We start from the raw sequence: 20,446 nt of genomic DNA, 5'->3' as shown, positions 1-20,446 counted from the left end.
CGTACGGCGCGGCGGTCGGCTGCTGGGCCGGGTAGGAGCCGTAGCTGTACGGGTCGGCCTGCTGGTACGTCTGGTACGGGTCGGCGTACTGCTCGCGCCCGACGGCGGCTCAGCGCTGCGCGGGGACCTCCGCGGCCTCGCCGGGGGCGACCTCGTTGGGGATCGCCCCGCCGAAGCGGCGGTCGCGCCGCGCGTACTGCTCGCAGGCCCGCCACAGGTCCCGGCGGTCGAAGTCCGGCCAGAGCACGTCCTGGAACACGAACTCCGCGTACGCCGACTGCCAGAGCAGGAAGTTGGACGTCCGCTGCTCGCCGCTCGGGCGCAGGAAGAGGTCCACGTCCGGCATGTCCGGGTGGTACAGGTACTTGGCGATGGTCTTCTCGTTGACCTTCTTCGGGTCCAGCCGGCCCGCCGCGACATCGGCCGCGATGGCCGCCATGGCGTCCGCGATCTCCGCCCGGCCGCCGTAGTTGACGCACATGTAGAGCGTGACGGCGTCGTTCTCCCTGGTCTGCTCCTCGGCGACCTTGAGCTCCTGGACGACGCTCTTCCACAGCTTGGGCATCCGGCCGGCCCAGCGGACCCGCACGCCCATCGCGTCCATCTCGTCACGGCGGCGGTGGATGACGTCCCGGTTGAAGTTCATCAGGAACTTCACCTCGTCGGGCGAGCGCTTCCAGTTCTCGGTGGAGAACGCGTACAGCGAGATGTTCTTCACACCGAGCTCGATCGCGCCCTTGAGCACGTCCAGCACCACGGACTCGCCGACCTTGTGGCCCTCCGTGCGCGGCAGCCCGCGCTCCTTGGCCCAGCGCCCGTTCCCGTCCATCACGATCGCGACGTGGTTGGGGACCAGCTCGCCGGGGATCTTCGGGGGCTGTGCGCCGCTGGGGTGCGGGGTCGGGGGGAGGTACTCCCTTTGCTTGCCACCGCCGAAGAGCCGTCGCGCTGCCATGTGCTCACTTCTCCACGTATCTCATCGAGCGGATGCCCCGCTCCAGGTGCCACTGCAGATAGGCCGCGACCAGGCCGCTGCCCTCCCGCCAGTACCTCGGCTCGCAGGTGTCGGCCGTCCGCCAGTCCCCTGACAGCAGCGCCCCGAGCAGTACCAGTGTCTCAGGGGAGGGTACGGCACAACCGGGGACTCGGCAGTCTCCGCACAGCACGCCGCCCGCCTGGAGCGAGAAGAACCGGTTCGGGCCCTCCAGGCCGCACTTGGCGCAGTCGGTGAAGCTCGCGCCGTACCCGTTGACGGCCAGCGAGCGGAGCAGGAAGGCGTCCATCACCAGGTGCGACTCGTGCACCCCGGCCGCCAGCGTCCGCAGGCCGCCGACCAGCAGCAGGTACTGCTGGACGGCCGGCTCGCCCTCGTTCTCGGCGAACCGCTCCGCCGTCTCCAGCATCGCCGTCCCCGCGGTGTAGCGGCCGTAGTCGGTGACGATCGAGCCGCCGTACGGGGCGATCGTCTCCACCTGGGTGCAGAGCGGCAGCCCGCGCCCCACCAGCTCGCTCCCCCGGCTGAAGAACTGCACGTCCACGTGCGAGAACGGCTCCAGCCGGGCGCCGAACTTGGACTTGGTCTTGCGCACCCCGCGGGCCACCGCGCGCACCTTGCCGTGCTGGCGGGTGAGCATGGTGATGATCCGGTCGGCCTCGCCGAGCTTCTGCGCCCGGAGCACCACGCCGTCGTCCCGGAACAGGCTCATGCGGCGGCCTCGCGGCCGGCGTCGAACAGTGTGGACATCCCACCATTGTCCCCCACCGGCCGACCTCCGGGCGGCAGCCGTGTGGCCCGCACCGGGGCCGTGGGGGAGACCCGATCGGTGCGGGGCACGGCGGGCCCGGGGTGGGGCGCCGCCCGGCCGGGGGGCCGGGGGGCGGTTCGGGCCCGGTTCGTGGGGGTCCCGGGGGCGGCCGTACGGGGTCCGCGTGGTGCGACGGCCGAGGTCCTTCCCGCGCGGCCGGGACGTGGCCCGCGCGGCCTAGTACGAAGCGCGGGTGGCCGCCTCCAGCAGCGCCCCGACCCTCGCCTGCGGCAGGTCCAGGCAGCGCCCCACGGCGGCCAGCGCCTCCCGCTCCTGGGGCAGGTAGCGCCCGTCGGCCAGCGCGATCGCCGCCCCCTGCAGCAGCAGCCGCTCCCGGCCGTGGTGGGCCAGGTGCGGGGCGAGCGGTTCGAGCACCGCGTGCAGTTCCACCGCCAGCGCGCCGGCGTCGCCGAGCCCGGAGGACGCCTCCAGGTCGTGGGCGTCCCGGAGTTCGCCGCCGAGCCCGGAGAGCGCGGCCAGCGCGGCGAGCACCTGGGCCTCGCCGCAGTCGTCGAAACCGGCCTCCCGGACGGCCGCGCAGGCCGCCTCGCGGGCCGCCCGGTGCGCCGTCCCGCCGGCCGCCAGCAGCGCGAGGGCGACGGTGTACTGCGCGTCGCGCAGCATCCCGCCGAGGCGCACGCAGGTGGGCTGGTCCAGGCTCTCCACGCCGTAGCGGCCGTGGCAGGTGGTGCACTGCACGCTGCGGACGACCGGGCCGAGCGGCAGCACCGCCGCGCCCAGCAACCGCAGCCACCGCCGGCCGTGCTGCCGGCGGTAGTTGCGGTCCCCGCCGCAGCCTGGACAGAAGAAGTCACCGAGAACGTCAGTCCGCCACCGCGGGCGAACACCCCACAACCCTGTCACGGCGCCACTCCCCAGACATGGCAGGCGGCCTGCACAACAATGGGCAGGTCACGCGACCGGACCCCGAGGCCGTCCCACCGACCCGGATTTCCGGTGGGTCGATGTTGCCATGGTTACCGGCACGTGTCAGTACCTCGAACGGCTTCCGGGCCGAAAAAATGTGGCGCAGGCCACAGCCGCCCACCCGGGACCGCCCACCACGACGGCGGGCCGCCCCGGAGGACGGCCCGCCACTACCACTCGTACGAACTACCCGCGCTGCGCCCGGTTGACGGCGCTGATCATCGCCTTCAGCGAGGCCAGCACCGTGTTGCCGTCGATGCCCACGCCCCACAGCACCTTGCCGTCCACGGCGCACTCGACGTACGCGGCGGCCTGGGCGTCGCCGCCCTCGCTCAGCGCGTGCTCCGCGTAGTCCAGCACCCGGACGTCCACCCCGATCCGGCCCAGCGCGTCGGCGAAGGCGGAGACCGGGCCGTTGCCGGTACCGGCCAGGGTGACCGGCGCGCCCTCGACCACGGCCTGGGCGGTCAGCGCGTCCCGGCCGTCCTCGGTGGTCAGGCTGCGCGAGCCGCTCAGCGAGATCCGGCCCCACGGGTTGTCGGTGGTCGGCAGGTACTCGTCCTGGAAGACCGCCCAGATCGCCGCCGGGGTGACCTCGCCGCCCTCGGCGTCGGTCTTGGCCTGGATGATCCGGGAGAACTCGATCTGCATCCGGCGCGGCAGGTCCAGCTTGTGGTCGTTCTTCAGGACGTAGGCGACGCCGCCCTTGCCGGACTGGCTGTTGACCCGGATGACCGCCTCGTAGGTGCGGCCGACGTCCTTCGGGTCGATCGGCAGGTACGGCACACCCCAGGTGTGCTCGCCCACCGGCACGCCGGCCGCCTTCGCGTCGGCCTCCAGGGCGTCGAACCCCTTCTTGATCGCGTCCTGGTGCGAGCCGGAGAAGGAGGTGTACACCAGGTCGCCGGCGTACGGGTGGCGCGGGTGCACCTCCATCTGGTTGCAGTACTCGGCGGTGCGGCGCACCTCGTCGATGTCGGAGAAGTCGATCTGCGGGTCGATGCCCTGCGAGAACAGGTTCATGCCCAGGGTCACCAGGTCGACGTTGCCGGTCCGCTCGCCCTGGCCGAACAGGCAGCCCTCGATGCGGTCGGCGCCGGCCATGTAGGCCAGCTCCGCGGAGGCGACGGCGGTGCCGCGGTCGTTGTGCGGGTGCACCGACAGGCAGACGTGCTCGCGGCGGGACAGGTTGCGCGACATCCACTCGAACTGGTCGGCCTGGACGTTCGGGGTGGCCCGCTCGATGGTGGCCGGCAGGTTCAGGATGATCTCGCGGCCCTCGCCCGGCTGCCAGACGTCCATCACCGCCTCGCAGACCTCCAGGGCGAAGTCCAGCTCGGTGTCGACGAAGATCTCCGGCGAGTACTGGTAGCCGAAGACGGTGTCGTCGCCCAGCAGCTTCTCGGCGTACTCCATCACCAGCCGGGTGCCGTCGGTGGCGATCGCCTTGGTGGCCGCCCGGTCGTTGCGGAACACCACCCGGCGGAACAGCGGCGCGGTCGCGTTGTACAGGTGCACGGTCGCCCGCGGCGCGCCGACCAGCGACTCGACGGTCTTCTCGATCAGCTCCTCGCGGGCCTGGGTCAGCACCGAGATGGTGACGTCCTCGGGGATCGCCCCCTCCTCGATCAGCGACCGTACGAAGGCGTGGTCGGTGGCGCCGGAGGAGGGGAAGCCGACCTCGATCTCCTTGTAGCCCATGCCGACCAGCAGGTCGAACATCTTGCGCTTGCGGGCCGGGGACATCGGGTCGATCAGCGCCTGGTTGCCGTCCCGCAGGTCGGTGGAGAGCCAGCGCGGCGCCTTGGTGATGACCTTCGACGGCCAGCTGCGGTCCGGCAGGTCGACCGTGCCGAACGGCAGGTAGCGGCCGTGGCGCATGCCGGCGCCCCGCTGGCGCACGGTCGCGGCGGTGATCGGCGTCGGACGGTCGACGAACGCGCGACCGGCGGGGATGGACGCGGCGGAGCTCTGCTCGGTCATGGAGGTGACTCTCGGCTTCCTGTGATGCGGGGCTTGTCGGGGTGAGATGGACACCCGACCGGCCGGCCTGCTGCCGCGCACGACCCCTCGGTGGGCCGCAGTATTGCAACGCGCACAGCACAGTCCCCGCGGCGAGGGAGCCGGCCCTGGTGGACTACAGGCCCTCGACGCGGCAGCTAAGAAGAAGCAGCCCGTTGCGCATGATGTCGTCCAGCGTAACCGAGGAGCACGCGCCCCCGAAGTGAGCCGGGCGGACATTCCACCCCTTGAGACGGCGCCCGATTCAGTCCGCGCCGGTGACAACGGGTCACGAATGCCTCACTCTTGGCCACATGACCGCCGAACCGCCGCTCTGCGCGATCGTTCCGCCGTACGTCCTGGACCGCCTCGCCGAGGCCGGTCACGAGCCCGCCGCCCGCTCCCTCGCCCTGGATGCCGCGCACCGCACGGCCCGCCTCACCGCCACTGCGCCGCAGCCCGGCGGCACCCGCCTGGAGCGGGTGATCTGCGACGCCGGACACAGCGAACGGCTGCCCGGCCGCACCGTCCGCCGGGAGGACCAGGGGCCCGTCCCCGACCAGTCCGTCAACCACGCCTACGACGGCCTCGGCGACACCTTCGCCCTCTTCGCCGACGCCTTCGGCCGCCGTTCGATCGACGACCAGGGTCTGCGGCTGGACGCCACCGTGCACTACGGCCGCGACTACGACAACGCCTTCTGGGACGGCCGGCGGATGGTCTTCGGCGACGGCGACGGCGAGGTGTTCGGCGACTTCACCGCCTGCGTCGACGTGATCGGCCACGAACTCACCCACGGCGTCACCCAGTTCACCGCCGCACTGGAGTACCGGGGCCAGCCCGGCGCGCTCAACGAGTCCGTCTCCGACGTGTTCGGCTCGCTCGTGAAGCAGTACGCGCTGCGGCAGGACGCCGGCGAAGCGGACTGGCTGATCGGCGCCGGCCTGCTCGCCCCGGGCGTGCAGGGGGTGGCACTGCGCTCGATGAAGGCGCCCGGGACCGCGTACGACGACCCCCGGCTCGGCAAGGACCCGCAGCCGGCCCATCTGCGCGACTACGTCCGCACCGCCCAGGACAACGGCGGCGTGCACATCAACTCCGGCATCCCGAACCACGCCTTCTACCTGCTGGCCACCGCGCTCGGCGGGCCGGCCTGGGAGCGGGCCGGGCGGATCTGGTACGACGCGCTGACCGGCCGGCAGCTGCCCGGGGACGCCGACTTCGCAGCCTTCGCCCGGGCCACCGTGGCGGCCGCCCGGGCCCGCTACCCCGAGCCCGCGGTGGGCGACACCGTCACGGCGGCCTGGGCGAAGGTCGGGGTCAGTACGGCCTGAGCCGCCCGACCGCGGTCGAGCCCGACTTGAGCGGTCATAAGGTTTAAGAGCGCATAAGGTCAAGGTCCTGAAAAAGCCCGGCAAACGCCATCCCTGCGTAGCACCATGGACACCATGCGTATCCAGGTGACCCGGACCGGCGGCCTCGCGGGGAACGTCCGCCGCGCGGAGCTCGACACCACCGCGCGGACGGACGCCCCGCACGTGCACGCGCTCGCCCGCGAGGCCGTCGCGGGCGGGTTGCGGGCGCCCTCCTACGGGGTGCCGGACGGCTTCCACTACGAGATCACCGTCGACGGCCGGACGGTGCACTGCGCCGACCCGAAGCTCACCGAGTCGCAACGGGAGTTGGTCTCGCTGGTGCTGCGCGAGGGCGCCTAGGGGACGGCGCAGGGCCCGTCCGGACGCGGTCGTCCGGACGGGCCCTGCTCGGTGCGGGCGGGCTCAGAAGCCCAGCTTGCGCAGCTGCTTCGGGTCGCGCTGCCAGTCCTTGGCGACCTTGACGTGCAGGTCCAGGTAGACCGGCGTGCCGAGCAGCGCCTCGATGTGCTTGCGGGCGGTGGTGCCGACGTGCTTCAACCGGGCGCCCTTGGCCCCGATCACGATGGCCTTCTGGCTCTGCCGCTCGATGTAGACGTTCGCGTGGATGTCCAGCAGCGGTCGGTCCGCCGGGCGGTCCTCGCGCGGGATCATCTCCTCGACGACCACGGCCAGCGAGTGCGGGAGCTCGTCCCGGACGCCCTCCAGGGCGGCCTCCCGGATCAGCTCGGCGACCATGATCACCTCGGGCTCGTCGGTGAGGTCGCCGTCCGGGTAGAGCGGCATGCCCTCCGGGAGCAGCTTGGTGATCAGCTCGGCGACCAGCTCGACCTGCTTGTCACCGACCGCCGAGACCGGGATGATCTCGGCCCACTCGATGCCCAGCTCGGCACCGAGCTGGTGGACGGCGATCAGCTGCTCGGCCAGCCGCTTGGAGTCGACCAGGTCGGTCTTGGTGACGATGGCCACCTTGGGGGTCTTCTTGATGTCGGCGAGTTCCTTGGCGATGAACTTGTCGCCGGGGCCGAGCTTCTGGTCGGCGGGCAGGCAGAAGCCGATCACGTCGACCTCGGCCCAGGTGGAGCGGACGAGGTCGTTCAGCCGCTCGCCGAGCAGGGTGCGCGGCTTGTGCAGACCGGGGGTGTCGACCAGCACGAGCTGGGCGTCCGGGCGGTGCACGATGCCGCGCACGGTGTGCCGGGTGGTCTGCGGACGGTCGGAGGTGATCGCGACCTTCGTCCCCACCAGGGCGTTGGTCAGGGTCGACTTGCCCGCGTTGGGCCGGCCGACGAAGCACGCGAAGCCGGAGCGGTACGAGGAGGAAGGGGCACTCATGGGCCCCATTCTCCCTGATCACCGGGCGCCCGGTGGACAGCCCGCCCCCGTCAGCCCTTTTTGCCGCCCAGAACGGCGGAGATCCCGCTGATCAGGACGATGAGGAGGAAGGCGACGGAGCCCCAGAGCCAGAACGGCGACCCGGTCTCCTGCCACTTGCCCATCCCCATGACGCCCAGCAGCAGGCCTGCGAAGAACGCGAACGGTCCCATGCCCCCAGCCCCCTCACCGCGACCTGCTCACCATCTGTACCGGTGAGATTATCTGCGGATCCTGGAGGGCCGGGCGCCCGGGCTGCCCCGGGCGCCCCGAGCCGTCCCCCGGCGGCCCCCGGCGGGCCCCGGTACGCCGTCGACGCGCCTCAGCGCGCCTCGGCCGCCACCTTCAGCGCCCCGTCCGGTCCGGCGAGCAGCACCGGCGTCCCGGCCCCGCCGAGGTCCCGCACCGCGGCCAGGTCGGCCTCGGCCGGCTCCCCGGCCTCGCTCACCACGGCGGCCGCCTCCAGCGACCTGGCGCCGCTGGCCACCGCCATCGCCACCGCCGTCTGCAGCGCGCTGAGCCGCAGCGACTCCAGCGCGACCGTGCCCGCCACGTAGGTGCGCCCGGTCTCGTCACGCACCGCGGCCCCCTCCGCGGCGCCGTTGCGGGCGCGCGCGGAGCGGGCCAGGGTGATGATCTTCTTGTCTTCGGGATCCAGCTCGACGATGTCACTCATGGCGCCGAGCATAGGACGCCCCGCCGACCGGCCGTCCGCGCCCTGCGACGCGGACGGCCGGTCGGTCGCCTCAGCGGCCTCAGTGGCCTCAGTGGCCGATCGGATTGGGCGGCCCGGGCCGCATGACCTTGACGAAGGTCTTCGGACCGTTCGGCAGCGGCTCCTCCTCGGCGGACCGCTTGCGCCAGTACGGGTTGTCGTGCGGCAGATGGCTGCTGACCCTGCCGTACATCCCGAAGGTCACCACGACCAGTCCGAAGATGAACGCGAACAGCACGTTGGACATCCGGAAGTTGAGGATGTTGGCGTCCGGCCGGCCGAGCACCGTCAGCCCGTAGAAACCGGAGAGCACGAAGAGGATGCCGACCACCATGTTGAGGTTGGCGGCGAAGTTCCCGCCGATCACCGCGCCGGCCACCAGGACCGCGCCCATCACGATGGAGAGGATGCTCAGCGCTCCGTTGGTCGACATCCCGGCGATGTCGTCGCCCTCGGTGGACAGGAAGCCGGGATGGTCCGCCAGCCCGAGGATGCCGAACACGATCAGGAAGATCCCGCCGAGTCCCGCCCCGGTCCGCCAGACCAGGAGCAGCCGGTGGTCGACCGGCAGTTCGTCTTGCAGCTTCATGGTGACCTCCACCATGGCGACGTCGAAACGGCCTTCGTTCACGCTACTCCGACCGCGGAGCGGGCGCACGGCCTGGCTTCCGGGGGGCGGTACCCCCGCATGTGCCTAGCTGTAGGGGTGGCTCCCCTGCATGTGCGGCACCTCGTGCATGTACAGCGAGCCGCACTGCTGACAGCAGCGCAGCCCGGTGCCCCACTCCTGGTCCGGCCGGGTCTCGGCGTCGGTGTCCATCGTGCGGCCGCAGAGGGCCGCCGCGGGTTCGGCGGCCCGGACGACGTGCCAGGTCTTCGCCCCGGCCGACCGACCCTGCGGGCCGTACTCCGCACGCAGTAGATGAGTCATGACGCCATCGTCGCCCCGCGGCCGCCCGAACGCTACTCGCCGGACTCCTGGAGGGCCTCGGCCGAGACCCGGACCGGGATCGCGACCATCGAACCGATCCGGTTGCGGCGGCCGGCCGAGCTCTCCGCGGTCAGCCGGATGGCGGTCAGGTCGGTGGCCGCGTCCTCGGGCAGCGGGATCTCGCAGGACGAGCCCGGGATCGGCACCCGACCGAGGTGCTTGGCGAGCAGGCCGCCGACGGTCTCGACGTCCTCGTCCTCCAGCTCGATCCCGAACAGCTCGCCGAGGTCCTCGACCAGCAGCCGGGCGGTGATCCGGTACGAGCCGTCACCGAGGTCCTCGACCGGCGCGATCTCCCGGTCGTACTCGTCGGTGATCTCGCCGACGATCTCCTCCAGGATGTCCTCGATGGTGACCAGTCCGGCCGTGCCGCCGTACTCGTCGATCACGATCGCCACGTGCGAGCGGCGCTGCTGCATCTCGCGCAGCAGGTCGCCGGCCGGCTTGGAGTCCGGGACGAAGACGGCCGGCCGCATCACCGCGCCGACCTCCTCGGACTCGGCCTCCCGGTTGATGTGGGTGCGCCGCACGAGGTCCTTGAGGTAGACGATGCCGACCACGTCGTCCTCGTTGTCGCCGACCACCGGGATCCGCGAGAAGCCCGAGCGCAGCGCCAGGGTCAGCGCCTGACGGACGGTCTTGTGACGCTCGATCATCACCAGGTCGGTGCGCGGCACCATCACCTCGCGGACGATGGTGTCGCCCAGCTCGAAGACCGAGTGCACCATCCGGCGCTCCTCGTCCTCGATCAGGTCGTCCTTCTCGGCGAGGTCCACCAGGGCGCGCAGCTCCGCCTCGGAGGCGAACGGCCCCTCGCGGTAGCCCTTGCCCGGGGTCAGCGCGTTGCCGAGCAGGATCAGCAGCCGCGGGATCGGGCCGAGCACGCCCGCCAGCGGCAGCAGCACGAAGGAGGCCGCCGTGGAGGTGGTCAGCGGGTGCTGGCGCCCGATCGTGCGGGGCGAGACGCCGACCGCCACGAAGGAGACCAGCACCATCACGCCGAACGCCAGCAGCACGGCCTGCCAGGTGGAGTCCAGGCTCCGCACGCAGACCACGGTGACCAGGACCGCCGCCGCCATCTCGCTGGCCACCCGGATCAGGGTGGCCAGGTTGAGGTAGCGGATCGGGTCGGAGGCCAGCGCCAGCAGCCGGGCCGAGCCCCGCCGGCCGGCCCGGACGGCCTCCTCCGCGCGGAACCGGGAGACCCGGGAGATACCCGCCTCGGCGCAGGCCGCCAGCCAGCCGAGGACGACCAGCAGCACGGCGCCGAGGATGAAACTCGTACTCTCACCACTCACAGGGGTTCGGGCTCCGCGCTCAGTGGGTGGTGGGGGCCGGGGAGATCCCGCCCAGGCCGCGGCCGGCCCGCCAGCCGTCGAGGATGGCCTTCTGGAGGCCGAACATCTCCTCCTCCTCGTCCGGCTCCTCGTGGTCGTACCCGAGCACGTGGAGCACCCCGTGGACGGTGAGCAGCTGCAGCTCCTCGTCCATCGAGTGCTTGGACGGAGCCGCCTTGCCCTGCTGCTCGGCCACCTCGGGGCAGAGCACGATGTCGCCGAGCAGGCCCTGCGGCAGCTCCTCGCCCTCCTTGCCGGGACGCAGCTCGTCCATCGGGAAGGACATCACGTCGGTCGGGCCGGGGAGGTCCATCCACTGGATGTGCAGCTCCTCCATCGCCGCACCGTCCACCAGGATCACGGACAGTTCTGACTGCGGGTGGATCCGCATCTTGTCCAGCGCGTAGCGGGCGACGTCGAGGATGGACTCCTCGTCGGCGTCCCAACCGGACTCATTGGCGATGTCGATCGACATGACGGGCTGGTTACTCAGCTTTCGGTGCGATGGGACTGTCGGGGTGCGCGCGGTGCGGTCGTCTTGCCGGGGCGCCGCTGGCCGGGCTTGCGGGCCGACGGAGCGTTCTCCTCGGCCTCCTGCCGGGCGTCCCAGCGCTCGTAGGCGTCCACGATCCGGCCGACCAGCTTGTGGCGGACCACGTCGGTGCTGGTGAGCACGGAGAAGTGGATGTCGGGCACGTCGACCAGGATCTCCTGGACGACCTTGAGGCCGCTGCGGGTGCCGCCCGGGAGGTCGATCTGGCTGGTGTCGCCGGTGACGACCACCCGGGAGTTGAACCCGAGGCGGGTGAGGAACATCTTCATCTGCTCGGGCGAGGTGTTCTGGGCCTCGTCGAGGATGATGAAGGCGTCGTTGAGGGTCCGGCCGCGCATGTAGGCGAGCGGGGCGACCTCGATGGTGCCGGCCGCCATCAGGCGCGGGATGGAGTCCGGGTCCATCATGTCGTGCAGCGCGTCGTAGAGCGGGCGCAGGTACGGGTCGATCTTGTCGAAGAGGGTGCCGGGCAGGAAGCCCAGCCGCTCCCCCGCCTCGACCGCCGGACGGGTCAGGATGATCCGGTTGACCTCCTTGGCCTGGAGGGCCTGGACGGCCTTGGCCATCGCGAGGTAGGTCTTGCCGGTACCGGCCGGGCCGAGCCCGAAGACGATGGTGTGCTTGTCGATCGCGTCGACGTAGCGCTGCTGGTTGAGCGTCTTGGGGCGGATGGTGCGGCCCCGGTTGGACAGGATGTTCGCGGTGAACACCTGCGACGGCGCCGGGCTGTCCGGGTCGTCGACGGCGCTCCGGAGCATGGCGATGGAGCGCTCCACGGCGTCCTCCGTGAGGGGTTGGCCGGTGCGCAGCACCAGCATCATCTCGTCGAAGAGCTGCTTGACGAGGGCGACCTCGGCGCGCTCTCCGGTGGCGGTCACCTCGTTGCCGCGGACGTGGATGTCCGCGGCGGGGAAGCCTCGCTCGATCACCCTCAGCAGCGAGTCCGCGGTGCCGAGCAGGGTGACCATCGGGTGCTTCTCGGGGATGACGATCCGGGCGCTGGTACGGCCCTCGTCGGCCGGTTCGGGGCGCGGCTGTCCGTTCGTACGGGTCTGCGATGTGTCACTCATAGGTCGGCGCTGGGGCCTGCCTCATCCCAATCCGTGGTCTCGTGGTGCCGCGCGGTCCTTCCGGGGCACCAGGGTACGCCGCGAGCGTGATCGCTGCGGCGGGCGGCGGGGCCGCTCCCGACGATGCTGGGGCAGATCGCGGAGCGGCGCGAACGGTTTTCCGCCCGGGACCGGTGCCCCGCCCGGGCGCACGGCCACCGGCCCGCGGCTCCGCGCGCCCGGCCGCTCACGGCCGCCGGCGGGGCGGCACGGGCACCCGGGCGAGGTCCTCGGCGAGCACGACGGTGCCGTCGAAGTGCTTGCGGGCGTCGGCGAGGTGCTGGCCGAGGTCCGGGTAGCGCTGCGAGAAGTGGGTCAGCACCAGGGTGCCCGCGCCGGCCTCGGCGGCGACCTTGCCGGCCTGGCCGGCGGTGAGGTGGCCGTGCTCCTCGGCGAGCCGGGTGTCGGCGTCGGTGAAGGTGGACTCGATGACCAGCAGGTCGGCGCCCTCGGCGAGTTCGTGGACGCCCTCGCAGAGCCGGGTGTCCATCACGAAGGCGAACCGCTGGCCCCGGCGGAACTCGCTGACCTCGTCGAGGGTGACCCGCCGGCCGCCCGACTCGATCGCTCCCCGGTGCTGGAGCCGGCCGACGTCCGGGCCGGCGATGCCGAGCGCGGCCAGCCGCTCGGGCACCAGCCGGCGGCCGTCCGGCTCGGTGAGCCGGTAGCCGAAGGACTCGACGGGGTGCGAGAGCCGGACGGCGTCCAGCGCGAAGCGGGCGCCGGGCGCCGGCAGCGGCCCCGGCCCGTCGATCGGGCGGGGGCGCAGCACGGCGGTCTCGTGGAACGCGGTGGCGTGCCGCAGCCGCTCGAAGTAGACCTCCCCGGAGGCCGGGAAGTAGATGTCCACCGGGTGCGGGACGCGGTCCAGGTTGATCCGCTGGATCACCCCGGCGAGGCCCAGGCTGTGGTCGCCGTGGAAGTGGGTGACCGCGATCCGGGTGATCTGGGTGGCGGAGACCCCGGCGTGCAGCATCTGGCGCTGGGTGCCCTCGCCGGGGTCGAACAGCAGGCCCTCGCCGTCCCAGCGCAGCAGGTAGCCGTTGTGGTTGCGGTGCCGGGTCGGGACCTGGCTGGCCGTACCGAGGACGACGAGTTCGCGCTGTGACACGTCGTTCAGACCATGCGCTCGTTCATCGGCATGCCGCCGAGCACGTGGACGTGTGCGTGGAAGACGGTCTGGCCCGCGCCCGCGCCGGTGTTGAAGATCAGCCGGTAGTCGTCGAGGCCCTCGTCCCGGGCGACCTCGCCGGCCTCGGCGAGCAGCTCGCCGGCGATCCGCGGCTCGGCGGCGGCCAGCGCGGCGGCGTTCGGGTAGTGGGCGTGCGGGATGACCAAGACGTGGGTCGGCGCCTTCGGGGCGATGTCCCGGAAGGCGAGGACGCGCTCGGTCCTGCGCACCACGGTGGCCGGGATCTCGCCCGCCACGATCTTGCAGAACAGGCAGTCGGACTGCGGCTCGCCGGCCATCGGGGTCTCCTCGCGGTGTCGCACGGTGTCGGTCGGGGCGTACGGCCGCATGCTAGCCGAGCGGCCCGGTCGCCTGCTGGCAGTCGCGCCCGCCCCCGCGGACCCGCCGCCCGCGGGGGGCGTACGGCCCGTGGGAGGTGCCCGGTCAGTTGCCCGGGCACCTCCCACGGGCCTGCGCCCGTCCTACCCGGCGTCCTGCCCGGCGCCGTGCCCGCCCTCCTGCCCCGCGCCCCGCGGGGCGTCCGGCGCCGGGCCCTGCTCCCAGGGCAGCGGCGGCGGCGTGCTGCCCGGGGTCTCGGTCAGCGCCGCCAGGGCGATCCGGACGCCCTCGGCGAGCTGCGGGTCCTCCCCCGCGGCCCACTGGTGCGGCGCGACCGGCACCTCGACGTCCGGGTCGACGCCGTGGTTCTCCACGCCCCAGCCGTAGCCCTCCAGCCAGAACGCGTACTTCGGCTGGGTGACCAGGGTGCCGTCCACCAGGCTGTACTTGCTGTCGATGCCGATCACGCCGCCCCAGGTCCTCGTCCCGACCACCGGGCCGAGCTTCAGCGCCTGGATGGCGGCGTTGACGATGTCGCCGTCCGAGCCGGAGAACTCGTCGGCCAGCGCCACGATCGGCCCGCGCGGCGCGTCCCCGGGGTAGGGCACCGGGTTGGCGAGGTCGCGGGCGACCGTCCAGCCGACGATCCGCCGGGCCAGCTTCTCGATCACCAGCTGCGAGGTGTGGCCGCCGCGGTTCTCCCGGATGTCGACGATCACGCCCTCCCGGGCCATCTCCGACCGCAGGTCGCGGTGGATCTGGGCCCAGCCGGTGCTCTGCATGTCGGGGATGTGCAGGTAGCCGAGCCGCCCGCCGGACAGCTCCCGGACGGCGGCCCGCCGCCCGGCCACCCAGTCGTGGTAGCGCAGCGGCTCGTCGTCATCGAGCGGGACGACCACCGGGTACCGGCGGTCGGTGCCGTCCTTGCCGGCCACGGTCAGCTCGACCGGTTGTCCGGCGGTGCCGGCCAGCAGCGGGGCCGGGCCGGCGGTCGCGTCCACCGGGCGGCCGTTGACGGCCAGCACCGCGTCGCCCGGGCGGACGGCGGCGCCCGGCGCGGCCAGCGGCGAGCGGGCCCGCGGGTCCGAGGACTCGCCGGGCAGGATCCGGGCGATCCGCCAGACCTCGCCGTCCTTGACCAGGTCGGCGCCGAGCTTGCCCTGCCGGCGGGCGGCCTCGGTGTGGATGCCGTAGGGCTGCACGTAGGCGTGCGAGGTGCCCAGCTCGCCGTGCACCTCCCAGAGCAGGTCGACCAGGTCGTCGTGCGAGCCGAGCCGCTCCACCAGCGGCCGGTAGCGGTCGAGGATCTCGGCCCAGGGCACGCCGCCGAGGTCCGGGCGCCAGAAGTTGTCGCGCATCAGGCGGCCGTTCTCGTCGTACATCTGCCGCCACTCGGCGGCCGGGTCGACGGTCACCCGCAGCCGGTGCAGGTCGACGTCGATCTCGTCGTCGTCGCCCACCGCCTTGTGGTCCGCCGGGACGATCCGCAGTTCGCCCTCGTCCAGCACGGCGACCCGGGTGCCGTCGCCGCTGACCGCGAACTCGTCGAGCCCGTCGACCAGTTGCTCGACCCGACGCTTGCGCAGGTCGAACCGCTCCAGGGTGGGGCGCGGCTGCTCGTCCTCCGGCGTGGCCGCGTCGTCGCCGAGCTCGCCGGTGAGCGGGATGCGCGTCCAGAGCACGCCGTCCTTGGCGGCCGCCAGCTCGCCGAACCGGCCGCCCTCGACCGGGAAGGGGATGATCCGGTCGGCGATCCCGTCCAGGTCGACCCGGGTGGCGGGCGGGGCGTCGGCCGCCCCCTCCTCGGCGTCCGCCTTCTTGCCCTTGGGCTCGTCGTCCTCCCCGCCGGCCGGCCGCCCGGCCCGGCGCGGGCCGAACGGGGAGGGGGTGTCGGCGGCCAGGGTGACCAGGTACGGGCGGCAGCCGTTGGGGAACGACAGGTCGAAGACGTGCGAGTCGTAGACCGGGTCGAAGTTGCGCACCGAGAGGAAGGCCAGGTGGCGGCCGTCGGCGGTGAAGGCCGGCGAGGTGTCGATGAAGCGCGCCGGGGTGACCTCGCCGACCGTGCGGGTGGCCAGGTTGGCCAGCACGATCTGGCGCAGCGACCAGGCCCCGAAGCCCGGGCTCGGCCGCGACCAGGCGAGCCAGGCGGAGTCCGGACTGAACGCCAGCCCGCTGACCTCGCCGTCCGTGCTGCGGTCCAGCTCGTGCACCGTCCCGTCGGCGAGCGACACCAGGAGGACCCGGCCGTCGTGCGCGCCGACCGCCGCCTGCTTGCCGTCCGGCGAGACCGCCAGCGCGCGGACCCGGCCCAGCTGTCCGCCGGCCAGCCGGCGGCGCTCCTCGCCGAGCACGGCGGGGGCGTACTCGACGGCGTCCTCGCCGTCGGCGTCGGTCACCCAGAGCACGCCCTGCGCACCGTCCTCGCCGGGCACCACCTGGGCCCGCCGGGCCCGGACGCCGGGCGTCTCGTCCAGCACCCGGGCGGGGCCCTCCCGGTGCGGCAGCCAGTGCACGCTGCCGCGCACCACCACGGCGCCGGCCCGGCCGGTGCGGTCGGGGGCGACGCTCTCCAGCCAGTGCGCGGCCGGCACCGGGCGGGGCCGCCGGCCGGCCCGGGGGCCGGACGGCCGGACGTCCAGCCGGCGCGGCTCGGCGCCGTCGAGGTCGTCCAGCAGCCAGAGGTCACCGGCCCGGTGCCAGATCACCCGGGTGCCGTCGCTGGTCGCGCCGCGGGCGTAGAAGCCCTCCGGGGAGGTGGTGTGGCGGCGCAGGCCGCTGCCGTCGGGGAGGCTGGAGTAGAGCTCGCCGACGCCCTCGTGGTCGGCCAGGAAGGCGATCCGGGCGCCGCCGGGCGCGTCGACCCAGAGCGGCGCCTCGATGTGCCCGTCCAGCTCCTCGTGGACGCGGGCGAACCGCTCGGCGCCGATCCAGAGCTTGCCGACCCGGCCGCCGCGGTAGCGCTTCCACCGCGCGGGCTCCGCACCGGCCGCCGAGAGCAGCAGCACCCGGTCGCCGCCCGGCTCGTACGCCACGCCGCCGACCGGCCCGTACGGCAGCCGCCGCGGCTCGCCGCCGTCCAGCGGTACGGCGTGGGCCCAGGTGCGGCGCAGGGTGGCCTGTCCGGCGGAGGTGGTGGCGACCGGGCTGCCGTCGGCCGTCCAGCCCTGCAGCTGCGTCTGGTCGCTGCCCCAGTACGTCAGCCGCCGGGACGGCCCGCCGTCCACCGGCGCGACGTGCACCTCGGGCGCGCCGTCCCGGGTGGAGACGAAGGCGATGTGCCGGCCGTCCGGCGAGAAGCGCGGGCGGCGGACCGGGACGTGATCGGCCGTCAGCCGCCAGGGCCGGCCGCCGTCCAGCGGGGCGAGCCAGACGTCGTTCTCCGCGACGAAGGTGATCAGGTCACCGTGCAGGTGCGGATGGCGCAGGTAGGCGCCGGCAGGGGTGCTCGGGGATTCGCTCACAGCCGCACCCTACGCACCCGCCGGGGCGGCGCGCCTCCGGTTTCGCGCAGGCCGCCCCCTACGGGGGACGAACCGCCGGGGAACGAACCGCCGGGGGACGAACGGTCCGTGCGGCGACCGGCCCGCTCAGCCCCAGCGGCCGGTGCGGCCCAGCAGCAGGGCGCCGGCGGCCACTCCCGCGGTCGAGGTGCGCAGCACCGAGGCCCCGAGCCGGTACGGCCTGGCACCGGCCTCGGCGAAGGCGGCCAGCTCCTCCGGGGAGACCCCGCCCTCGGGGCCGACCACCAGCACGATGTCCCCGCCGCCGGGCAGCGCGGCACCGGCCAGCGGCTCGGCGCCGTCCTCGTGCAGCACCGCGGCGAGCGCGGCCCCGGCCAGGACGGGCGCCAGCTGGCGGGTGGTGGCGAGTTCGCGGACCTCGGGGAAGCGCAGCCGGCGGGACTGCTTGCCCGCCTCGCGGGCGGTGGAGCGCCACTTCGCGAGCGCCTTGGCACCGCGCTCGCCCTTCCACTGGGTGATGCAGCGGGAGGCGGCCCAGGGGATCACCACGTCCACGCCGACCTCGGTCATGGTCTCCACCGCCAGCTCGCCGCGGTCGCCCTTGGGCAGCGCCTGGACGACGACGATCCGCGGCGCCGGCTCGGCCTCCCGGCGGACCGCGGCGACCGTCACCTCGACGGCGTCCTTGCCGTGCACGGCCGTGACGGTGCCGTCGGCGCCCAGGCCGAGCCCGTCGGCCAGGGTCACCGCCTCGCCCGGCTCCAGCCGCTTCACGGCGGCGGCGTGCCGCCCCTCCGGGCCGTCCAGCCGGACCACCGCGCCGGGGGCGGCGGAGGCGAGCTGCGCGGTCTCGACGACGAACACGGGCGCGGTCATGGCGGTTCCTGGAGTGGGGGTGGGGGGACGGACGGGGGAACGACGGCGCCCGGTGACCCGCCGGGAGCGGGGCACCGGGCGCCGGTACGGTCAGCGGCCGTTGAAGGCGTCCTTCAGCCGGGAGAACAGCCCCTGCTGCCCCGGCGCGAACTGCCCGGAGGGCCGCTCCTCGCCGCGCAGCACCGCGAGCCGGCGCAGCAGGTCCTCCTGTTCGGGGTCGAGCTTGGTGGGCGTCTGCACCTCGACGTGCACTATCAAGTCGCCCCGGCCGCCGCCGCGCAGATGGGTGATGCCGCGGGCGTGCAGCGGGATCGACTGGCCGGACTGGGTGCCGGGCCGGATGTCGACCTCCTCCAGCCCGTCCAGGGTCTGCAGCGGCACCTGGGTGCCGAGCGAGGCGGCCGTCATCGGGATGGTGACCGTGCAGTGCAGGTCGTCGCCGCGGCGCTGGAAGGTCGGGTGGGTGCTCTCGGCGATCTCGACGTAGAGGTCGCCGGCCGGGCCGCCGCCGGGGCCGACCTCGCCCTCGCCGGCCAGCTGGATCCGGGTGCCGTTGTCGACACCGGCCGGGATCTTCACGGTCAGGGTGCGGCGGGCCCGCACGCGGCCGTCGCCGGCGCACTCCGGGCACGGGGTCGGCACGACGGTGCCGAAGCCCTGGCACTGCGGGCAGGGCCGGGAGGTCATGACCTGGCCCAGGAAGGACCGGGTGACCTGGGAGACCTCGCCCTTGCCGCGACACATGTCACAGGTCTGCGCGGAGGTGCCGGGGGCGGCGCCCTCGCCGCTGCACGTGGTGCAGGTGACGGCGGTGTCGACCTGGAGTTCCTTGGTGGTGCCGAACGCGGCCTCCTCCAGGGTGATCTCCAGCCGGATCATGGCGTCCTGGCCGCGCCGGGTGCGCGAGCGCGGGCCGCGCTGACCGGCGGCCGCGCCGAAGAACGCGTCCATGATGTCGGAGAAGCCGAACCCGGCCGCGCCCGCGCCGAAGCCGCCCGCGCCTCCGCCGTTGGGCGAGAGGGGATCCCCGCCGAGGTCGTAGACCTGCCGCTTCTGCGGGTCGGAGAGGACCTCGTAGGCGGCGTTGATCTCCTTGAACCGCTCCTGCGTCTTCGGGTCGGGGTTGACGTCCGGGTGCAGTTCGCGCGCCAGGCGCCGGAACGCCTTCTTGATCTCGTCCTGCCCCGCATCCCGTCGGACGCCGAGTACCGCGTAGTAGTCCGTGGCCACCAAATGCTCCGCTTGTTCCGCCTGTAGAAGTGCTTGCGACTGGTACCGGTGTCACCTGTGTGACACCGGTCGTTCCCTACGACTCGGCCAGGATCTGGCCCACGTACCGTGCCACCGCTCGCACCGCCCCCATTGTGCCCGGATAGTCCATCCGGGTCGGACCGATCACACCCAGTTTGGCCACGCTCTCGTCGCCCGAACCGTAACCGACCGAGACGACCGAGGTGGAATTGAGCCCTTCGTACGCGTTCTCCCGGCCGATCCGGACCGTCATCCCGGCGTCCGCCGTCTCACCCAGGAGGCGCAGCAGGACGACCTGCTCCTCCAGCGCCTCCAGCACCGGCTGGATGGTGAGCGGGAAGTCGTGGCCGAAGCGGGTCAGGTTGGCCGTGCCGGCCAGCATGATCCGCTCCTCGTTCTGCTCGGCGAGCGCCTCGAAGAGCGTCGCCAGGACGACGGTGACGGCCGGCCGGTCCACCGCCTCGAACATCGCCGGGAGCTCGTCCAGCAGCCCCGGCACGTCGGGCAGCCGCACGCCGACGGCCCTCGTGTTGATCTTGGCACGGAGGTCCGCGAGGACCACCTCGCCGACCTGACCCGGGCAGTCGACCATCCGCTGCTCGACCCGGCCGGTGTTGGTGATCAGGACCAGCATGACCTTGGCCGGAGCGAGTGCGACCAGCTCGATGTGGCGCACCGTGGACCGGGAGAGCGAGGGGTACTGGACCACCGCCACCTGCCGGGTGAGCTGGGCGAGCAGCCGGACCGTGCGGGCGACCACGTCGTCCAGGTCCACCGCGCCGTCCAGGAAGTGCCGGATCGCCCGCCGCTCGGGCGCGCTCATCGGCTTGACCTCGGCGAGCCGGTCGACGAAGAGGCGGTACCCCTTGTCGGTGGGGATCCGCCCGGCGCTGGTGTGCGGCTGGTGGATGAAGCCGTCCTCCTCCAGCGCGGCCATGTCGTTGCGGACGGTGGCCGGGGAGACCCCGAGGTTGTGGCGTTCGACGAGAGCCTTGGAGCCGACCGGCTCCTCGGTGCCCACGTAGTCCTGGACGATGGCGCGGAGCACGGCGAGCTTGCGTTCGTCGAGCTGGCGGACCTCACCGGCCATGGGGCACGCACCTCCCTCTTCGCACGTTGTCCGTGGTGACGTGTGTCGTTCCGGCATGGTGCGGTCCGCC

General features: G+C 73.1%; 20 protein-coding genes. 2 read left to right on the top strand and 18 right to left on the bottom strand.

Features of this window, described 5'->3' with window-relative positions; translation table 11 throughout:
• Positions 1-109: 109 nt before the first annotated feature.
• The 4 genes from ABZ497_RS23740 to leuA all read right to left on the bottom strand — a co-directional run bounded on the left by ABZ497_RS23740 (position 110) and on the right by leuA (position 4,715).
• On the bottom strand, positions 110-955 hold the full coding sequence (locus tag ABZ497_RS23740; RefSeq protein WP_329487567.1) for an isoprenyl transferase: 846 nt from the start codon (positions 953-955) through the stop codon (positions 110-112).
• A gap of 4 nt (positions 956-959) precedes the next feature.
• Positions 960-1,706: a DNA repair protein RecO gene (gene recO, locus ABZ497_RS23735; RefSeq protein WP_329487568.1), complete on the bottom strand. Its 747-nt coding sequence runs from the start codon at positions 1,704-1,706 to the stop codon at positions 960-962.
• 276 nt (positions 1,707-1,982) lie between these two features.
• The gene (locus ABZ497_RS23730) at positions 1,983-2,549 is read right to left on the bottom strand and encodes a TerB family tellurite resistance protein (RefSeq protein WP_359808065.1); all 567 of its coding nucleotides are present in this window, start codon (positions 2,547-2,549) and stop codon (positions 1,983-1,985) included.
• 369 nt (positions 2,550-2,918) lie between these two features.
• Entirely contained in the window at positions 2,919-4,715 is a 1,797-nt protein-coding gene (gene leuA, locus ABZ497_RS23725) for a 2-isopropylmalate synthase (RefSeq protein WP_329487570.1), read from the bottom strand.
• A gap of 332 nt (positions 4,716-5,047) precedes the next feature.
• Between leuA and ABZ497_RS23720 the strand changes: the two genes are divergently transcribed.
• A complete protein-coding gene (locus ABZ497_RS23720; protein WP_359808064.1) occupies positions 5,048-6,067 on the top strand; it encodes a M4 family metallopeptidase in 1,020 nt (339 codons plus the stop codon).
• A gap of 114 nt (positions 6,068-6,181) precedes the next feature.
• Entirely contained in the window at positions 6,182-6,448 is a 267-nt protein-coding gene (locus ABZ497_RS23715) for a protealysin inhibitor emfourin (RefSeq protein ID WP_329487572.1), read from the top strand.
• 63 nt (positions 6,449-6,511) lie between these two features.
• On the opposite strand, the gene era is transcribed toward ABZ497_RS23715, so the two are convergent.
• The 14 genes from era to hrcA form a co-directional block, all read right to left on the bottom strand.
• Entirely contained in the window at positions 6,512-7,441 is a 930-nt protein-coding gene (gene era, locus ABZ497_RS23710) for a GTPase Era (protein ID WP_329487573.1), read from the bottom strand.
• A gap of 50 nt (positions 7,442-7,491) precedes the next feature.
• Positions 7,492-7,653 (bottom strand): hypothetical protein, encoded by a 162-nt coding sequence (locus ABZ497_RS23705; RefSeq protein WP_329487576.1) that lies wholly within the window; start codon positions 7,651-7,653, stop codon positions 7,492-7,494.
• Positions 7,654-7,802: 149 nt separating this feature from the next.
• The gene (locus ABZ497_RS23700) at positions 7,803-8,156 is read right to left on the bottom strand and encodes a cytidine deaminase (protein WP_359808062.1); all 354 of its coding nucleotides are present in this window, start codon (positions 8,154-8,156) and stop codon (positions 7,803-7,805) included.
• A gap of 88 nt (positions 8,157-8,244) precedes the next feature.
• Positions 8,245-8,826 carry a DUF4383 domain-containing protein gene (locus ABZ497_RS23695; protein WP_329487579.1) on the bottom strand — a complete coding sequence of 194 codons (582 nt, stop codon included), beginning with the start codon at positions 8,824-8,826 and terminating at the stop codon, positions 8,245-8,247.
• A gap of 63 nt (positions 8,827-8,889) precedes the next feature.
• Positions 8,890-9,126, bottom strand: a complete 237-nt coding sequence (locus ABZ497_RS23690; protein ID WP_329487580.1) for a hypothetical protein — start codon at positions 9,124-9,126, stop codon at positions 8,890-8,892.
• A gap of 32 nt (positions 9,127-9,158) precedes the next feature.
• Positions 9,159-10,484: a hemolysin family protein gene (locus ABZ497_RS23685; RefSeq protein ID WP_329487581.1), complete on the bottom strand. Its 1,326-nt coding sequence runs from the start codon at positions 10,482-10,484 to the stop codon at positions 9,159-9,161.
• A 19-nt stretch (positions 10,485-10,503) separates the two neighbouring features.
• Positions 10,504-10,998 (bottom strand): rRNA maturation RNase YbeY, encoded by a 495-nt coding sequence (ybeY, locus tag ABZ497_RS23680; protein WP_329487582.1) that lies wholly within the window; start codon positions 10,996-10,998, stop codon positions 10,504-10,506.
• A 14-nt stretch (positions 10,999-11,012) separates the two neighbouring features.
• The gene (locus tag ABZ497_RS23675) at positions 11,013-12,044 is read right to left on the bottom strand and encodes a PhoH family protein (RefSeq protein ID WP_329492094.1); all 1,032 of its coding nucleotides are present in this window, start codon (positions 12,042-12,044) and stop codon (positions 11,013-11,015) included.
• 328 nt (positions 12,045-12,372) lie between these two features.
• Positions 12,373-13,296 (bottom strand): ribonuclease Z, encoded by a 924-nt coding sequence (locus tag ABZ497_RS23670; RefSeq protein ID WP_329487583.1) that lies wholly within the window; start codon positions 13,294-13,296, stop codon positions 12,373-12,375.
• 5 nt (positions 13,297-13,301) lie between these two features.
• Positions 13,302-13,655 carry a histidine triad nucleotide-binding protein gene (locus tag ABZ497_RS23665; protein WP_359808058.1) on the bottom strand — a complete coding sequence of 118 codons (354 nt, stop codon included), beginning with the start codon at positions 13,653-13,655 and terminating at the stop codon, positions 13,302-13,304.
• A gap of 183 nt (positions 13,656-13,838) precedes the next feature.
• The gene (locus ABZ497_RS23660; protein WP_359808056.1) at positions 13,839-17,159 is read right to left on the bottom strand and encodes a PDZ domain-containing protein; all 3,321 of its coding nucleotides are present in this window, start codon (positions 17,157-17,159) and stop codon (positions 13,839-13,841) included.
• Positions 17,160-17,285: 126 nt separating this feature from the next.
• The gene (locus ABZ497_RS23655; protein ID WP_359808054.1) at positions 17,286-18,035 is read right to left on the bottom strand and encodes a 16S rRNA (uracil(1498)-N(3))-methyltransferase; all 750 of its coding nucleotides are present in this window, start codon (positions 18,033-18,035) and stop codon (positions 17,286-17,288) included.
• 90 nt (positions 18,036-18,125) lie between these two features.
• The gene (gene dnaJ / locus ABZ497_RS23650) at positions 18,126-19,265 is read right to left on the bottom strand and encodes a molecular chaperone DnaJ (protein ID WP_329487587.1); all 1,140 of its coding nucleotides are present in this window, start codon (positions 19,263-19,265) and stop codon (positions 18,126-18,128) included.
• A gap of 76 nt (positions 19,266-19,341) precedes the next feature.
• The gene (gene hrcA, locus ABZ497_RS23645; RefSeq protein ID WP_359808052.1) at positions 19,342-20,376 is read right to left on the bottom strand and encodes a heat-inducible transcriptional repressor HrcA; all 1,035 of its coding nucleotides are present in this window, start codon (positions 20,374-20,376) and stop codon (positions 19,342-19,344) included.
• Positions 20,377-20,446 lie beyond the last annotated feature (70 nt).

It is taken from the genome of Kitasatospora sp. NPDC005751 (assembly GCF_040630835.1).
GTDB lineage: Bacteria > Actinomycetota > Actinomycetes > Streptomycetales > Streptomycetaceae > Kitasatospora.
This window is presented reverse-complemented; position numbering and strand designations above follow the sequence as displayed.

Excerpts from the sequence above, each read along its gene's own strand:
- ybeY (WP_329487582.1), bottom strand. The coding sequence starts at position 10,998 with ATGTCGATCGACATCGCCAATGAGTCCGGTTGGGACGCCGACGAGGAG.
- era (WP_329487573.1), bottom strand. The coding sequence starts at position 7,441 with ATGAGTGCCCCTTCCTCCTCGTACCGCTCCGGCTTCGCGTGCTTCGTC.
- leuA (WP_329487570.1), bottom strand. The coding sequence starts at position 4,715 with ATGACCGAGCAGAGCTCCGCCGCGTCCATCCCCGCCGGTCGCGCGTTC.
- hrcA (WP_359808052.1), bottom strand. The coding sequence starts at position 20,376 with ATGGCCGGTGAGGTCCGCCAGCTCGACGAACGCAAGCTCGCCGTGCTC.
- ABZ497_RS23700 (WP_359808062.1), bottom strand. The coding sequence starts at position 8,156 with ATGAGTGACATCGTCGAGCTGGATCCCGAAGACAAGAAGATCATCACC.
- ABZ497_RS23705 (WP_329487576.1), bottom strand. The coding sequence starts at position 7,653 with ATGGGACCGTTCGCGTTCTTCGCAGGCCTGCTGCTGGGCGTCATGGGG.
- ABZ497_RS23675 (WP_329492094.1), bottom strand. The coding sequence starts at position 12,044 with ATGGTCACCCTGCTCGGCACCGCGGACTCGCTGCTGAGGGTGATCGAG.
- ABZ497_RS23690 (WP_329487580.1), bottom strand. The coding sequence starts at position 9,126 with ATGACTCATCTACTGCGTGCGGAGTACGGCCCGCAGGGTCGGTCGGCC.
- ABZ497_RS23720 (WP_359808064.1), top strand. The coding sequence starts at position 5,048 with ATGACCGCCGAACCGCCGCTCTGCGCGATCGTTCCGCCGTACGTCCTG.
- ABZ497_RS23655 (WP_359808054.1), bottom strand. The coding sequence starts at position 18,035 with ATGACCGCGCCCGTGTTCGTCGTCGAGACCGCGCAGCTCGCCTCCGCC.
- ABZ497_RS23740 (WP_329487567.1), bottom strand. The coding sequence starts at position 955 with ATGGCAGCGCGACGGCTCTTCGGCGGTGGCAAGCAAAGGGAGTACCTC.
- recO (WP_329487568.1), bottom strand. The coding sequence starts at position 1,706 with ATGAGCCTGTTCCGGGACGACGGCGTGGTGCTCCGGGCGCAGAAGCTC.
- ABZ497_RS23665 (WP_359808058.1), bottom strand. The coding sequence starts at position 13,655 with ATGGCCGGCGAGCCGCAGTCCGACTGCCTGTTCTGCAAGATCGTGGCG.
- ABZ497_RS23715 (WP_329487572.1), top strand. The coding sequence starts at position 6,182 with ATGCGTATCCAGGTGACCCGGACCGGCGGCCTCGCGGGGAACGTCCGC.